A 14,342-nucleotide genomic window follows, 5' to 3' on the forward strand; every position below is an offset into this window, starting at 1 on the left:
TTTAGAATTTTAATTTCTTATTTCCATTTATACCTATCTCTCAGAGATGATAATTGATTATTATCATAACCGATTATTCCATCATGCATTAATCGACCAACTAATATAAAAGGTTTAATATTAAGTTTTTCAGAAAATTGAATAACTCCTTCTCTTGACATTTTATTCATTGATAAAAACTTTTTATACTCTTTTTCTGGAATAAGTAATTCACTTGAAAAATTATCTGCTTCTTTTTCTTGTTTCTCTAACTTAGGGTTTGTATAGCCATTTTCTAAAAATACTTCTCTTTTAGGATGAAGTAAAAGGTGTCCAATTTCATGAAAGAAACTAAACCAAAAAACATCACTGTAACTCCCTCTTAAAGTCATTGCAATTACTGCCTTATTTTTATCCAACCAAAAAGTTGCTCCATGAACTTTTGTATTTTTAAAATGTGGTAGCATAACTAGTACAATTCCACAACTTTTTAATATACTTTGAATCTCTCTAATTGCTTGATTTAGTTCTATATTTACAAGAGATCTAAGTTTAGGTAAATTTTCTTTTAATTTATTTTCATCAAACAATTCAACTTCTACTTGTTTAGCTTTAACTCTAACTGCTTGTATCCATGAAGCTATTGATTCATGTAAAACATTTTCTGTACTTGAAACTCTAAAAGCTGCTTGATAAGTTTTAACTTGTGAAATTTGAGCTAACTTTGCTACACCAAAAAAACTTTTTAATTCATCAACTTTTTCCACAGCTTTTCTTGTTGCTTTTACAAAACCTAATTTTACTAAATCTGAATAAGGAAAGTTCTTTACAAGAGCACTTTCTTCTTCCATTAATTTTAATTCTTCTTGCTTGGCAATCACAATTTGATATTCACTATCCCATCCCAACCAAATATGAGAAGGAACACCTAAAACATCTTCAAGTTCTAATGCAGTTGTAGAAGTAATACTCTTTTTTCCTTTTATAATTTCATTTATTGCTTGAATTGGTCTTCCTAACCTATTTGCTAGTTCAGATTGACTCATTCCAATATCTTCAATTATCTCTTCAAGATATTCTCCAGGATGTATTGCTAAGTCTGACTGATAAATATTAGTTCCCATAATGATCACTCACTTCCTCTATTTTTGCTATATCAAATGTATCACCATTATTAGTGATAATTAACCTCCAATACCCAGTTAAAGATATTGCATATTCACCCTTTCTATTTCCCGAAAGAGGATGAAATTTTAAGGTAGGAATTTTATAAAGTTCATCAAATGACTTTGTAGCTTTCAAAGTATTTATTCTCATTATATATTTCTTTGCTACTTGTGCTCCATATGCTTTTTCTGCAATTTTACTATTTTCATATTGTTTTTTTAGTTTATTACTCTTAAACTCTATTTCCAATGTAGTTCCTATTTTCACCCTTAAGGTGAATATAATAATATAATTTCTCTTAATTTGAGTTAAATATTATATTTTAATTAACAAATATATAATATTTTACATTATGATACAATTAATATAAAGAACTATAATTACTTCGATATATCTTTTCCTGCTAGGTACCCACTAGCCCAAGCAAACTGCAGATTATATCCACCCCTATTCCCTACTATATCAAGCACTTCTCCAGCAAAATAAAGTCCACTACACTTTTTACTTTCATAAGTTTTTTCATCTACTTCATCAGTTCTAATTCCACCCCCACTTGCTTCTGCGTGTTTGAAACCTTGGGTATCTGTGATTTTGAATCTCCAGTTTATAAGGGTATTTACTATTGCTCTTATTTGTTTTGCATTTATATCTTTGGCTTTGCTTTGTTTATCTATTTTTGACATTTCTAGTAATATTGGTGCTAATTTGTTTGATACTATTCCTGTTAGAAGTTCTACTGCTTCTTGGTTTGGTAGAGTTTTAAATAGGCTTTCAACCATACCTAAAACTTCGTTTCTGCTAAGATTTGGAAAAAGGTTTATTGCTATTTGTACATCTTGGTATAAAGATAGTGGATAAACTGCATATTGTGAGATATCCAAAATAGCAAATCCTGATACTCCATATTTTGTAAATAGTACATCTCCTAAGATTTCATTCTCTTTTTGTCCATCTATATATAAACTTACTTGTGCTACTTTTTTTACACCTTGTATTCTTGAAGAGTTTTCAAAATCTGTATGAAGTCCTACAAGTGATGGATAAGTTAGGTTAAAAGAGTGTCCGAAGTTTGATGCTATGTTCATTCCGTCTTCTGTTGCATTTAGTTGTGGAGCTGCTGCTAGTCCTGAGCTTATTAGAACTTTGTCGTAGTCTTTAAACTCTTTATCTTCTGATACAACTACAAACTTGTCATTTTGTTTTTTTATATCTGTTATTTTTGTTTCTAGAATTGTGTTTATATTTAAACTTTCTATTGCACTATTTAGTAAGTTTACTACTGATTTTGCTTCATTTGATAGGGGATAAACTTTTCCGTCCTCTTTTATATCAAGTAATAATCCAATAGATTTACAAAACTTTTTAAAAGAGTTAAAATCAAACTGCTTTAGTGCAAACTCTACAAAACTTGGGTTTTCACCTATATAATTTGAAACTTTACAATCTATATTTGAGATATTACATCTTCCATTTCCACTTGCCAGGATTTTTTTACCTATGCCATTATTTATATCAAAAAGGTCTATCTCTATATTTTTATTTTCTCTTTTTGCTGTAATACCAGCGATAATTCCAGCCGCTCCAGCTCCAATAATTGCTACTTTCATACCCATCCATTTATTTAATAAGACAGATTTTATCCAATTTGGTATGATATTTGCAAATAGAGGACAAATAACAAAAAGGCAATCTATGAATCCTCAAAATACAAAAAGAGCAATCGAACACCTAACAAAAAGAAAAGTTCCTATTTTTTTATGGGGACCTCCGGGGATTGGAAAATCTTCAATTGTCTCACAAATAGCAAAAGAGCAAGGTATAGAGTGTATAGATTTAAGACTTTCACTTCTTGACCCAACAGACTTAAGAGGAATACCTTTTTTCAACCAAGAAGATAGTAGCGCAGTTTGGGCTCCTGCTTCATTTTTACCAGATAGAAGTAAAGAAAAAGGGATACTTTTTTTAGATGAGTTAAATACAGCAGCCCCTATGGTACAAGCTTCAGCCTATCAACTAATCCTAGATAGAAAGATTGGGGAATATACACTTCCAGATGGTTGGTCAATAGTTGCAGCAGGAAATAGAGAAAGTGATAGAGGGGTTGTATTTCGTATGGCAAGTCCTTTGGCAAATAGATTTGTTCACTTAGAAATGGAACCCAATATCGAAGATTGGAAAGCTTGGGCAACTAAAGCAAAGATAAACAAAACAATCATCGCTTTTATTTCATATAGACCAGATGCACTTTTTGCTTTTAACACTCAAGATGACAGTAAGTCATTTGCCACTCCTAGAACTTGGGAATATGTAAATGAGATTTTAGAATCAAAACCTGATGATGATTTACTTCTTACTATGATAGGTGGTGCTATTGGTTTAGAGTTAGCAGCTTCATTTTTAGGGTTTAAAGATGTAGAGAGCAAACTGCCAAATATAGAAGAGATACTTGAAGGAAAAACCCAAGAAGTTCCAGAAGAAACAGCAGCTTTACATATGTTGTGTACTTCTTTATCTATGAGAGTTGATGATGAAAGTGCAGGGGAAACTTTAGACAACCTACTAAAATACACTCTAAACCTTCCTGGGGAGTTTGCAGTTATGATAGTTCAAGATTTAAGAGAAAGAGATATTGAACTTGATTATCTAAAAAGTTGGCCTTTATGGATTAAAAACTTTAACTCATTGTTACACTAATCATGATTGATGCAAATACACTGCTTATAAAAGCAAAAAGTCAGTTAACATCAAAGTATCCATACTTTGGAATGTTAGCTTCAAGACTAAAGCACGAAGAGGATGAAGAGATTAAATTTTATGCCAGTAATGGTAAAAGGTTCAAATACAATCCAGAGTTTATAAACAGATGCTCAAAAGATGAGTTGATGTTTATACTTACAAATTGTGTTATGCACCATATCTTATCCCACCAACAAAGAAAACTAAACAGAAAAGGAAAGCTTTGGCAACTAGCAACAGATTTTGCAATAAACTCAATGCTTAAAAAAAATGGTTTGAAAATCCCAAAAGGGGCAAACTACCATAAAGACTTCAAAAATATGTATGCAGAGGAGATTTACAAAGTTCTTTTGGAGCAAAATGATTTTGAAGGGACAAACGCCTTTGATGACAAAACAGACAAATCAAACAACACTTTAGTTGATGCAAAAGAGCAAAAAGATTCTATCTTTGCAAATATAGATAAAATCCAAGAGATAGAAGATGAAAATGATGAAGAACAGTGGGAATATGCAGCAACACTAGCAAAAGAAGTAGCACAAAGAAAATCTTTGATGCCAACAGGTTTTGAAAGATTTGCTAAAAAAATGACTGCAAAAAATATTGATTGGAGATTTGAACTATACAATGCAATCAATAGACATATGAGAAACAACTACGCTTTTATGCCACCAAATAAAAAGCATATCTATAGAGGGATAGCTCTTCCTAGTTTAGCAAGTGATACTTTGAGTTTAGTGGTTGCCATTGATACCTCAGGAAGTATTAGAGAGGAGCTTTTGGGAGCTTTTATTGAAGAGTTTAAATCAATCATGCAAAACTTTCCATCAGTTGCTATTGAACTTCTTATTGCAGATGCAAAAGTTCATGCACACTACTCTTTTCAAGGTGGCGAAGATATGGATTTTGCACTAAAAGGTGGAGGGGGAACTGATTATAGACCAGTGTTTGAGTTTGTTGATGCAAACTTGCCTATGAGTTCTATGCTTTTATATTTTACAGATGGAGAGGGAATTTTTCCTAAAATTCCACCCTCTTATGAAGTTTTATGGGCTCTGTCTAATCAGAAAAACAGAATCCCATTTGGTAGGTCTTTGGTAATATTTTAGTTAAAACCTAAAACCTCAAATTGTAAATACCAAATTCCTATAGATATAAAATATCCAAGCAAAATAGTCCAAGCATATTTCATATGAGAACTAAAAGTATAAACACCTTTTAGTTTTCCCATAACACCAACACCAGCGGCACTACCAAAAGAGATTAAAGAACCACCAATACCAGCTGTTAAAGTCACTAACATCCAATTTGAAAGATCCATATCTGGATTTGCTTTTAAAATAGCAGACATAACTGGAACATTATCAACAACAGCTGATAAGAAACCAACAGCTATATTTGCATAAGTAGCACCTAAATAATCAGGATGATATACAACAGAAGCCAGTGTTAACCAACCAACAAAATATAAAGCACCAACTGCAGCTAAGATACCAAAGAAAAACATCAAGGTATTGTTTTCAATTTTTGACATAGATTCAAATACATCAAAATGTTCTTTACCAAACTTAATAGTAAGTTTATATGAGTAGATTTTAAGTAATACAAGACCAAACATCATACCCCACATAGCTGGGAAATCTAACACTTGATGTGAGATTACAGCTGTAATGATAGTAATAACTCCTAATACAATTACAGTTTTAGCACCCTCTTTCATCTCTGGTTTTTTCTCAGTATTTGCATCAAAAGCTGGTTTTGTAGTGGGAACAACTTTTGATAATAAAAATGCAGTTACCAAATACCCTAATACAGAAGATGGGAATAGATATAAAAAGTCAATAAAATGTGCTTTTCCAGCAGTCCAAGCCATAAGAGTTGTGATATCTCCAAATGGAGACCATGCTCCACCTGCATTTGCAGCAACTACAATATTAATTGCACCTGGAACTAAAAACTCTTTTTTAGTCTTTTCAATAGTGATTAAAACAGTTGAAAGGATAAGTGCTGTTGTTAAGTTATCAGCAATTGGTGAGATAAAAAATGCTAAAAATCCAGTAGCCCAAAAAAGTTTTCTATATGTGTAACCTTTTGAGATTAGATTATATTTTAATCTATCAAAAACACCCATATGAATAAGTGATTCTATATAGGTCATAGCAACAAAAAGGAAGAATACAATCTCCGCAATCTCTAAAATTACAGCTTCTGCTTCATTGTGAACTAAATGTATATTTAAGCCATTTATTGCATAATATGCTGAAATCATCAAAAATGTAAATATCCCAATAAAAAGAGCTGGAACAGATTTATCTATGTGATATTTCTCCTCATTTGCAATAAAGTAATAACCTATTACAAATATAACCAAAGTTGCTATACCAACCCACGTTGTTGTTAAATCAGGATTTTCAAGTTCATTTGCAAAACATGCACTTGCTACTAATCCTAAAAAAGATAAAATTTTAATCATTAAGTCTCCTATTTATAACTTCTAAATATCAAAAATGCAACTATAGAGATAGTTGTAATACTTATTCCAATTGGTAAAAAAGTTTCACTATGAAAAAGTAATGCTACAGATGAAATAATTGCTCCTAAACCAAACTGTAAAACCCCAACTACTCCAGAAGCCACCCCAGCATTTTTAGAAAAGTGTTCCAAAGATAAAGCCATACAGTTACCAAAAACAAATGCCATCATGCTCATATACACAGCCATTAGAGCCATAGTGATTACAATTGTTTGATTTTCAAAAGTTAATATCCATGCTATTCCAGCAAAAATTTGTATAATAATCGCGTATTTAACTAAATCTACTGGAGAAAATTTTTTTAATAATTGAATATTTACTTTTATCATAAAGATTAATATCACAAAATTAAATCCAAAAAATAGTGGGAAATAATCTGTTGATACACCATAATGCTCTATAAAAATAAACGATGATTTTGCAATAAATATAAAAAATCCTGAAAACCCTAAAGCTAATGTAAGCATTGCTTTCATGGCAACTTTATGGGTAAGTACCATTTTATAAGAGTGATAAATACTTTGTTTTACATAGGTATAACTCTCATCCAAATCTTTATATATAAGAAAAGCTGTAAATAATGCATAAAAAGTTAAATATAAAAATACAGCTTCCCAAGAAAAAAAGTGTATGATAAATGATCCAATTGCAGGAGCTATAAGTGGAGCGATACTTCTAATAGTTCCTATTAAAGAAAACACTTTTGCTGCTTCTTTGCCATGAAACTTATCCCTTACAACAGCCATAGCATTTACTACAACCATTCCTCCAAAAAAAGCTTCAAAAAATCTATAAACCCATAATTCATAAACAGTAGTACTAAAAACTATTATAAAACTAAAAAAGGCAAAACCCAAAAGTCCAAAAATTGAACTTTTTTTTCTACCTATTCTATCTGAAACTGGACCTCCAAACACTTGTCCAACAGAAAATCCTATTAAAAATATTGATAATGTTAATTCTATTTTTTCGATACTTACACTAAAATCATTTGCTATATCAGGAATAGAGGGGATATAAGTATCTGTTGCGATAGGTGCAACTGATGAAAGAATTGATAATAATATAATTAAATAAATATGATTGGTTGCTTTTTTCATTTTATTCCTTTATTGGTTTGATTACTTTATCCAAAAGCTCAAACAGTTGTAATTTTTCATCATTTGTTAATTCTGATGAAATTTTGCTTCGAAAAGATTTCACAGTTTTAGAACTATTTTCCAAAACTTTTTCTCCAAGATTTGTCAATTTTATAAGATTTGTACGTTTATCAACTACCTTTTCATCTCTTTTAATATAACCTTTTGATTCTAATGCTCTTAAAGTTCTACTTATAGTTGTTTTATCTTTAACTAAAACATCTGCAATTTTCGTTTGGCTTACACTTTGCATATTTTTGATAAATTCCAGTGTAATTCTTTGTTCTATTGCAATATCATAGTCTTGTAATTTATGATTAAAAGATGTGTTTAATAGATTTGCTACACGATTTACTCTAAATAAAATTGAATTTTCTAATTCTGTTTTCATTAAAAACCTTTATTGTATATACAACTATTGCATATACAACCTTATTTTTAAATAAATTTTTTTCACTAAAAACTTAAATTTATTAAATTTTATTACAATTTTATTAATCTTGATTAATTTAATATAGATTATCTATAGCCCTATAAATAGGGAATTTATAAAATTATGATTAAAATACTTGACATTATAAAAAAAATACTATACAATTTCACTACAAATTAAAAAAGTAGAAATTAATAAAAAGGATTTTTTATGCAAAAAGAGACTATTGCAATACATGGTGGCTACAACAACAAAGAAGGTTGGGGAACTATGAATGTTCCTATTGCTCAAACTACTGCATATGCATTTAGAGATGCTGAGCATGCGGCTAATCTTTTTGCTCTAAAAGAGTTAGGTTCAATCTATACTAGATTAACAAACCCAACTACTGATGTATTAGAACAAAGATTTGCACAACTTGAAGGTGGTGCTGCTGCTATTTGTACGGCAAGTGGTCAATCTGCAATTTTTTATGCTATTGCTAATGTAGCTGAAGCTGGAGACAATGTAATTATCTCTGACAAGCTATATGGTGGAGCAGTTACACTTTTAACTTATACTATGAAAAGATTTGGAATCTCTACAAAAGTATTTAAAAGTGCTGATGCATCAGATTTAGAAGAACAAATTGATGATAAAACTAAAGCAATTTTCTTTGAGTCATTATCAAATCCTCAAATTGCAATTGCTGACATAGATAAAATTGTAGAAATTGCAAAAAGAAACGGTGTTTTAACTGTTTGTGATAATACAGTTGCAAGTGCAGCTTTATTTAACCCTATTAAATGGGGAGTTGATGTGGTAGTTCACTCAACATCAAAATATACAAACGGTCAAGGAAGCGGTGTTGGTGGAATTGTTGTAGAAAGAGATGGATTAGCTGATTTCTTTAAAGAAAATAGTGAAAGATATTATCACTTTACACAACCAGATCCATCTTATCATGGTTTAGTGTACACAGATGTACCTTTACCAAATTTTTGTCTTAGAATCAGACTAAATCTTTTAAGAGATATTGGAGCAACACAATCTCCTTATAACTCTTGGTTACTTTTACAAACTATTGAGACTTTAGATATTAGAATGGAAAAACACTCTAACTCAGCTTTAGAGGTTGCGAAATTCTTAGAATCTAATTCTAAAGTAAAAGCTGTAAATTATCCAGGATTAGAGTCAAGTGCTTATTATGAAAAAGCTCAAAAATATTTTAAAGATGGAAAAGCATCTGGGCTTATCTCTTTTGAGGTAGAAGATTATGAGACAGCAAAAAAAGTTATTGATTCAACAAAACTATTTAGTGTTGTTGTAAATATTGGTGATAGTAAGTCATTGATTGTTCACCCTGCATCTACTACTCACTCTCAAATGAATGAGACTGAGTTAAAAGAAGCGGGAATAAATCCTACAACAATTAGATTATCAATTGGATTAGAAAATCCAGCAGATTTAATTGAAGATTTAGAACAAGCATTAAGTTAAGGATTAAGATGCCACTGATTTCAACAAAAGGTGTATATGGTCTAACAGCTATGTACGAACTAAGTAAGCATGAGAATGATACACCTCTACAGATAAAGGAGATATCTTCAAATGCTAAGATTCCTCAAAATTATCTGGAACAGCTTTTAAGCAAATTAAGACATGCTGGCTTAGTAAAGAGTATCAGGGGAGCAAAAGGTGGGTATATCTTAGCTGATAAACCAGAAAACATAATAGTAAAAGATATTCTGATTGCACTAGAAGGTGATTTAAAAGTTATCGATAGTAAGACAGAAAATCCAATATTAAATATGTTTTTTTCCGATGCTAAAGACAATACCAAAAAAATATTTGATTTAAGTCTTACTCAGTTAGATGAGTATCAAGATAAATATAACGAAGTTTTACATTACAGTATATAGAAAGGATATGAAATGAAATTTGCACAAAACGTTACTGAATTAATTGGAAATACACCACTTGTTAGATTACAAAAAGCGAGTGATGCTACAGAGGCTACAATTCTTGGAAAATGTGAGTTTATGAACCCTACTCACTCAGTAAAAGATAGAATTGGAACAAACATGATTAAAGCTGCTTTAGAGCAAGGGTTAATCAATGAAAACACTACAGTTATTGAGCCAACAAGTGGAAACACTGGTATTGCTTTAGCTTCTGTTTGTGCAGGATTAGGAATCAAACTTATCCTTACAATGCCAAGTTCTATGAGTATTGAAAGAAGAAAACTATTAAAAGCATTAGGTGCTGAACTAGTTTTAACTGAGCCAGAAAAGGGTATGAAAGGTGCTATTGACAAAGCTGATGAGTTAGCAAAAGAGACTCCAAACTCTTTTATTCCTCAACAATTTGCAAATGAAGCAAACCCAGAAATCCATAGAAAAACAACTGCAAAAGAGATTCTTGCAGATACTGATGGAAAAGTTGATATTTTAGTTGCAGCTATTGGTACAGGTGGTTCAATCACTGGTATTGGTGAAGTATTAAAAGAGCATAACCCTGATATCCAAATTATTGCAGTTGAGCCAGAAGCTTCTCCTGTATTAAGTGGTGGGAAACCAGGTCCTCATAGAATCCAAGGTATTGGTGCGGGATTTGTTCCAGATGTATTAAATACTGATTTATTCAGTGAAGTTGTTACAGTTAGCAATGAAGATGCAATTGAAACTTCTAGAAACCTAGCTAAAAACGAAGGTTTATTAGTTGGTATTAGTGCTGGAGCTAATGTATTTGTTGCAGAAAAAATTGCATCAAAAGCAGAAAACAAAGGTAAAACGATTGTTACAATTTTATGTGACACAGGTGAGAGATATCTAAGTTCAGGATTATATGACGATGAGTAAAAACTCATCCTCTCATAATCCTTATTAAATGAGAGGCGAAAATGGCAGAAAAAGCTTACAGGTCTGTAGCTAAATCTGTCTCTTGGCGAGCTGTCGGAACTCTTGATACTGTAATTATCTCATATTTTATAACTGGTAACTTAACAATGGCGGCCTCAATAGGTTCAATAGAGTTATTTACAAAAATGGCACTTTATTACTTCCATGAAAGAGCTTGGAACAAAATCTCTTTTGGAAAAGTAAAAGAACCAGATTACCAAATTTAGAAGAAGATATGCATGGAAATTAATGAATTAAACGAAAAGTTTGCTAAAGCAGAGGCAACACAGATTATAGAATATTTTATAAAAGAGTATGGAAGAGATGCTGCTTTATCAAGTAGCTTAGGTGCAGAAGATCAAGTTTTAACAGACATGATTTTAAAAACAAATAAAGAAGCAAATATTTTTACACTAGATACGGGAAGATTACATCCAGAAACCTATGATGTGATGGATGCAACAAATTTGAAATATGGTGTAAAACTAAATGTTTTTTTCCCTGAAGTTGTTCAAGTTGAAGAACTTTATCAAACTCAAGGTGTAAATGGTCACTTTGAAAGTATTGAAAATAGAAAAAGATGCTGTAATATTAGAAAAATAGAGCCTTTAAAAAGAGCTTTAAAACCTCTAAAAGTTTGGATTACAGGATTAAGAGCAGCACAAAGTGTAACTAGAACAGATACACCAATTGTTGAGTGGGATGAAAATTTTAAAGTTATAAAGGTTAATCCTTTGATTAATTGGAGTGAAGAAGAGGTTTGGGACTATATAAAAACAAACAATGTTCCATACAATAAACTTCATGACAAAGGTTTCCCTAGTATTGGATGTGCACCCTGTACCAGAGCCATTAAGGATGGTGAAGATGTAAGAGCAGGAAGATGGTGGTGGGAAAACCCAGAACACAAAGAGTGTGGATTGCACGTAAAATAATCAAAATTTGATGATATCAAACTTTTAATTTGAAGGATTCAATTTATAAAAATATAAATTAATGGAATGGTAATTATGAATAAAATTAACATAAGTAACGAACGACTAACGCATCTAAAACAATTAGAAGCAGAGAGTATGCATATAATGAAAGAAGTAGTAGCAGAGTTTTCTAACCCAGGTATGTTATATAGCGTAGGGAAAGATAGTTCAGTAATGTTACACTTACTACAAAAGGCATTTTACCCAGCACCACCACCATTACCTTTAATGCATGTTGATACAACATGGAAATTTAAAGAGATGATTGAGTTCAGAGATAGAAGAGCAAAAGAAGTAGGAATGGAATTAATCGTTTACTCAAACCCAAAAGGTTTAGAGATGAATATTTCTCCATTTGAACATGGTTCTGCACTTCATACAGATATTATGAAAACAGAAGGTCTAAAACAAGCACTTGATATCCAAAAGTTTGATGCAGTATTTGGTGGAGCAAGAAGAGATGAAGAGAAATCTAGAGCGAAAGAGAGAATCTACTCTTTTAGAGATAAAAACCATAGATGGGATCCAAAAAACCAAAGACCAGAGCTGTGGAATATCTATAATGGTAGACACACTCAAGGTGAATCAATTAGAGTATTCCCATTATCAAACTGGACAGAATTAGATATTTGGCAATATATCTATTTAGAGCAAATACCTATTCCAGATTTATATTTCTCTAAAAAAAGACCTGTAGTTGAATATATGGGAACAAAAATTCTTGTTGATGATGAAAGAATGCCAGAAGAGTTAAGAGCTACAGCAAAAATGGAAGATGTTAGATTTAGAACACTTGGATGTTATCCTTTAACAGGAGCAGTTAATTCAACAGCAACAACTCTTCCAGAGATTATTCAAGAGATGCTTGTTTGTACAACAAGTGAAAGACAAGGAAGATTAATAGATAGTGATGGTGACGCATCAATGGAGAAAAAGAAACAAGAGGGGTATTTTTAAGATGGCACACCAATCAGATTTAATTGCAACAAATATTGAACAATATTTAAAAGAACATGAGAATAAAGATATCCTAAGATTTATAACTTGTGGTTCAGTAGATGATGGAAAATCAACACTAATCGGAAGACTTTTATATGATAGTAAAATGATTTTTGAAGACCAATTAGCAGCTATTGAAAAAGATAGTAAAAAAAGTGGTACAACTGGTGATAAAATGGACCTGGCACTTTTAGTTGATGGACTAGCAAGTGAAAGAGAACAAGGTATTACTATTGATGTTGCTTATAGATTTTTCTCAACAGATAAAAGAAAATTTATTATTGCAGATACTCCAGGTCATGAGCAATATACAAGAAACATGGCAACAGGAGCTTCAACAGCAGATTTAGCAATTATTCTTATAGATGCTAGACAAGGGGTTTTAACACAAACTAAAAGACACTCTTATATCGCATCTTTATTAGGTATTAAAAACCTAATCGTTGCTATTAATAAAATGGACTTAGTTGACTTTAGTGAAGATGTATTTAACTCAATCAAAAAAGATTATGAAGAGATTATTGAATACCTTCCTCATAATAAAGATATTGATTTTAGATTTATTCCAATATCTGCTTTAGATGGAGATAATATATTAACAAACTCTCCTAAAGCACCTTGGTATAAAGATGAGCCTTTAATGACTCTTCTTGATAATATTGAGATAAATAAAAAAGAGAATAACTCTTTTAGATTGCCAGTTCAATATGTAATAAGACCACACTTAAACTTTAGAGGTTTTTCTGGGACTATTACAAGTGGTTCTATTGAAGTTGGAGATGAGATTACAGTATTACCATCACTAAAAACTTCAAAAGTAAAAGCTATAGTATCAAATGATATTAAAGATTTAAGACCAATTGGAAAAGATGAACAAGTTGAAACTATTCAAAAAGCATTTGCTCCAATGGCAACAACAATAACACTTGAAGATGAGATTGATATTTCAAGAGGAGATATGATTGTAAAATCAACAGATATTCCTAAAATATCAAATCACTTATCTGCAATGGTAGTATGGATGGATGAGACTCCATTAAAGTTAAATCAAAACTATATTATCAAAAGAGCAACAAGTGTTATAAATGGTACATTTAATGAGATTCAATTTAAGAAAAATATTAATACATTTGAAGAGATTGATGCAGAGACTTTAGAATTAAATGATATAGCAAAATGTACTTTATCATTAGATAGAGAGATAGCAGTAGATCCATACCATGAGAATAGATATACTGGAAGTTTTATTATTATAGATAAATATACAAACTCTACAGTTGGAGCTGGTATGATTGTAAACCATATAGAAGGGTTTGCAAAACTAGAAGAAGATAAAAAAGAGTACTCAAAAGCAGAAGTTGAGCTTAATGAGTTTATTAGAAGAAACTACCCTGAATGGGGTTGTAAAGAGATTTACTAAGATAAACTAGTTTATCACTTTAGGGTTTGTTTCTTTAAGTGGAATTTTATTCCACTGCTAAAAGAAAATAAATCAAGAAT

General features: G+C 31.1%; 15 protein-coding genes. 9 read left to right on the forward strand and 6 right to left on the reverse strand.

Going from position 1 to position 14,342, the window contains the following annotated elements:
* Window positions 1-17: 17 nt before the first annotated feature.
* The 3 genes from ACKU3H_RS03065 to ACKU3H_RS03075 all read right to left on the reverse strand — a co-directional run bounded on the left by ACKU3H_RS03065 (window position 18) and on the right by ACKU3H_RS03075 (window position 2,753).
* Window positions 18-1,103, reverse strand: a complete 1,086-nt coding sequence (locus ACKU3H_RS03065) for a HigA family addiction module antitoxin (RefSeq protein ID WP_320035504.1) — start codon at window positions 1,101-1,103, stop codon at window positions 18-20.
* Window positions 1,093-1,395, reverse strand: coding sequence for a type II toxin-antitoxin system RelE/ParE family toxin (locus ACKU3H_RS03070; RefSeq protein WP_320035505.1), 303 nt, complete (start codon window positions 1,393-1,395; stop codon window positions 1,093-1,095). Before ACKU3H_RS03070 ends, ACKU3H_RS03065 begins: the two co-directional genes overlap by 11 nt.
* Window positions 1,396-1,526: 131 nt before the next feature.
* On the reverse strand, window positions 1,527-2,753 hold the full coding sequence (locus tag ACKU3H_RS03075) for an NAD(P)/FAD-dependent oxidoreductase (RefSeq protein ID WP_320035506.1): 1,227 nt from the start codon (window positions 2,751-2,753) through the stop codon (window positions 1,527-1,529).
* 85 nt (window positions 2,754-2,838) lie between these two features.
* Here ACKU3H_RS03075 and ACKU3H_RS03080 point away from each other — a divergent pair, with 85 nt between their 5' ends.
* Entirely contained in the window at window positions 2,839-3,840 is a 1,002-nt protein-coding gene (locus ACKU3H_RS03080) for a MoxR family ATPase (protein ID WP_320035507.1), read from the forward strand.
* A gap of 2 nt (window positions 3,841-3,842) precedes the next feature.
* Complete coding sequence (locus tag ACKU3H_RS03085; protein ID WP_320035508.1) at window positions 3,843-4,991, forward strand: DUF2201 family putative metallopeptidase; 1,149 nt, start codon at window positions 3,843-3,845, stop codon at window positions 4,989-4,991.
* On the opposite strand, the gene nhaD is transcribed toward ACKU3H_RS03085, so the two are convergent.
* From nhaD to ACKU3H_RS03100, 3 genes are read right to left on the reverse strand one after another with little or no spacing between them, the layout of a single operon-like run.
* Complete coding sequence (gene nhaD / locus ACKU3H_RS03090; RefSeq protein WP_320035509.1) at window positions 4,988-6,355, reverse strand: sodium:proton antiporter NhaD; 1,368 nt, start codon at window positions 6,353-6,355, stop codon at window positions 4,988-4,990. The genes ACKU3H_RS03085 and nhaD overlap by 4 nt on opposite strands.
* Window positions 6,356-6,363: 8 nt before the next feature.
* Window positions 6,364-7,515 (reverse strand): multidrug effflux MFS transporter, encoded by a 1,152-nt coding sequence (locus ACKU3H_RS03095; RefSeq protein WP_320035510.1) that lies wholly within the window; start codon window positions 7,513-7,515, stop codon window positions 6,364-6,366.
* 1 nt (window position 7,516) lies between these two features.
* Entirely contained in the window at window positions 7,517-7,945 is a 429-nt protein-coding gene (locus tag ACKU3H_RS03100; protein WP_320035511.1) for a MarR family transcriptional regulator, read from the reverse strand.
* Between the two features lie 252 nt (window positions 7,946-8,197).
* On the opposite strand from ACKU3H_RS03100, the gene ACKU3H_RS03105 reads away from it, so the two are divergent.
* The 7 genes from ACKU3H_RS03105 to cysN all read left to right on the forward strand — a co-directional run bounded on the left by ACKU3H_RS03105 (window position 8,198) and on the right by cysN (window position 14,262).
* Window positions 8,198-9,466, forward strand: a complete 1,269-nt coding sequence (locus ACKU3H_RS03105; RefSeq protein ID WP_320035512.1) for an O-acetylhomoserine aminocarboxypropyltransferase/cysteine synthase family protein — start codon at window positions 8,198-8,200, stop codon at window positions 9,464-9,466.
* Window positions 9,467-9,474: 8 nt separating this feature from the next.
* Window positions 9,475-9,888 (forward strand): Rrf2 family transcriptional regulator, encoded by a 414-nt coding sequence (locus ACKU3H_RS03110; RefSeq protein ID WP_320035513.1) that lies wholly within the window; start codon window positions 9,475-9,477, stop codon window positions 9,886-9,888.
* Between the two features lie 12 nt (window positions 9,889-9,900).
* Window positions 9,901-10,827, forward strand: a complete 927-nt coding sequence (gene cysK / locus ACKU3H_RS03115; RefSeq protein WP_320035514.1) for a cysteine synthase A — start codon at window positions 9,901-9,903, stop codon at window positions 10,825-10,827.
* 41 nt (window positions 10,828-10,868) lie between these two features.
* Window positions 10,869-11,093, forward strand: coding sequence for a DUF2061 domain-containing protein (locus ACKU3H_RS03120; RefSeq protein ID WP_320035515.1), 225 nt, complete (start codon window positions 10,869-10,871; stop codon window positions 11,091-11,093).
* A gap of 12 nt (window positions 11,094-11,105) precedes the next feature.
* A complete protein-coding gene (locus tag ACKU3H_RS03125) occupies window positions 11,106-11,801 on the forward strand; it encodes a phosphoadenylyl-sulfate reductase (RefSeq protein ID WP_320035516.1) in 696 nt (231 codons plus the stop codon).
* Between the two features lie 75 nt (window positions 11,802-11,876).
* Complete coding sequence (gene cysD / locus ACKU3H_RS03130; protein WP_320035517.1) at window positions 11,877-12,800, forward strand: sulfate adenylyltransferase subunit CysD; 924 nt, start codon at window positions 11,877-11,879, stop codon at window positions 12,798-12,800.
* 1 nt (window position 12,801) lies between these two features.
* The gene (gene cysN / locus ACKU3H_RS03135) at window positions 12,802-14,262 is read left to right on the forward strand and encodes a sulfate adenylyltransferase subunit CysN (protein WP_320035518.1); all 1,461 of its coding nucleotides are present in this window, start codon (window positions 12,802-12,804) and stop codon (window positions 14,260-14,262) included.
* Window positions 14,263-14,342: the final 80 nt, after the last annotated feature.

Source organism: Halarcobacter sp., assembly GCF_963675975.1.
Taxonomy (GTDB): Bacteria; Campylobacterota; Campylobacteria; order Campylobacterales; family Arcobacteraceae; genus Halarcobacter.

Excerpts from the sequence above, each read along its gene's own strand:
- ACKU3H_RS03065 (WP_320035504.1), bottom strand. The coding sequence starts at position 1,103 with ATGGGAACTAATATTTATCAGTCAGACTTAGCAATACATCCTGGAGAA.
- ACKU3H_RS03075 (WP_320035506.1), bottom strand. The coding sequence starts at position 2,753 with ATGAAAGTAGCAATTATTGGAGCTGGAGCGGCTGGAATTATCGCTGGT.
- ACKU3H_RS03080 (WP_320035507.1), top strand. The coding sequence starts at position 2,839 with ATGAATCCTCAAAATACAAAAAGAGCAATCGAACACCTAACAAAAAGA.
- ACKU3H_RS03085 (WP_320035508.1), top strand. The coding sequence starts at position 3,843 with ATGATTGATGCAAATACACTGCTTATAAAAGCAAAAAGTCAGTTAACA.
- nhaD (WP_320035509.1), bottom strand. The coding sequence starts at position 6,355 with ATGATTAAAATTTTATCTTTTTTAGGATTAGTAGCAAGTGCATGTTTT.
- ACKU3H_RS03095 (WP_320035510.1), bottom strand. The coding sequence starts at position 7,515 with ATGAAAAAAGCAACCAATCATATTTATTTAATTATATTATTATCAATT.
- ACKU3H_RS03100 (WP_320035511.1), bottom strand. The coding sequence starts at position 7,945 with ATGAAAACAGAATTAGAAAATTCAATTTTATTTAGAGTAAATCGTGTA.
- ACKU3H_RS03105 (WP_320035512.1), top strand. The coding sequence starts at position 8,198 with ATGCAAAAAGAGACTATTGCAATACATGGTGGCTACAACAACAAAGAA.
- ACKU3H_RS03110 (WP_320035513.1), top strand. The coding sequence starts at position 9,475 with ATGCCACTGATTTCAACAAAAGGTGTATATGGTCTAACAGCTATGTAC.
- cysK (WP_320035514.1), top strand. The coding sequence starts at position 9,901 with ATGAAATTTGCACAAAACGTTACTGAATTAATTGGAAATACACCACTT.
- ACKU3H_RS03120 (WP_320035515.1), top strand. The coding sequence starts at position 10,869 with ATGGCAGAAAAAGCTTACAGGTCTGTAGCTAAATCTGTCTCTTGGCGA.
- ACKU3H_RS03125 (WP_320035516.1), top strand. The coding sequence starts at position 11,106 with ATGGAAATTAATGAATTAAACGAAAAGTTTGCTAAAGCAGAGGCAACA.
- cysD (WP_320035517.1), top strand. The coding sequence starts at position 11,877 with ATGAATAAAATTAACATAAGTAACGAACGACTAACGCATCTAAAACAA.
- cysN (WP_320035518.1), top strand. The coding sequence starts at position 12,802 with ATGGCACACCAATCAGATTTAATTGCAACAAATATTGAACAATATTTA.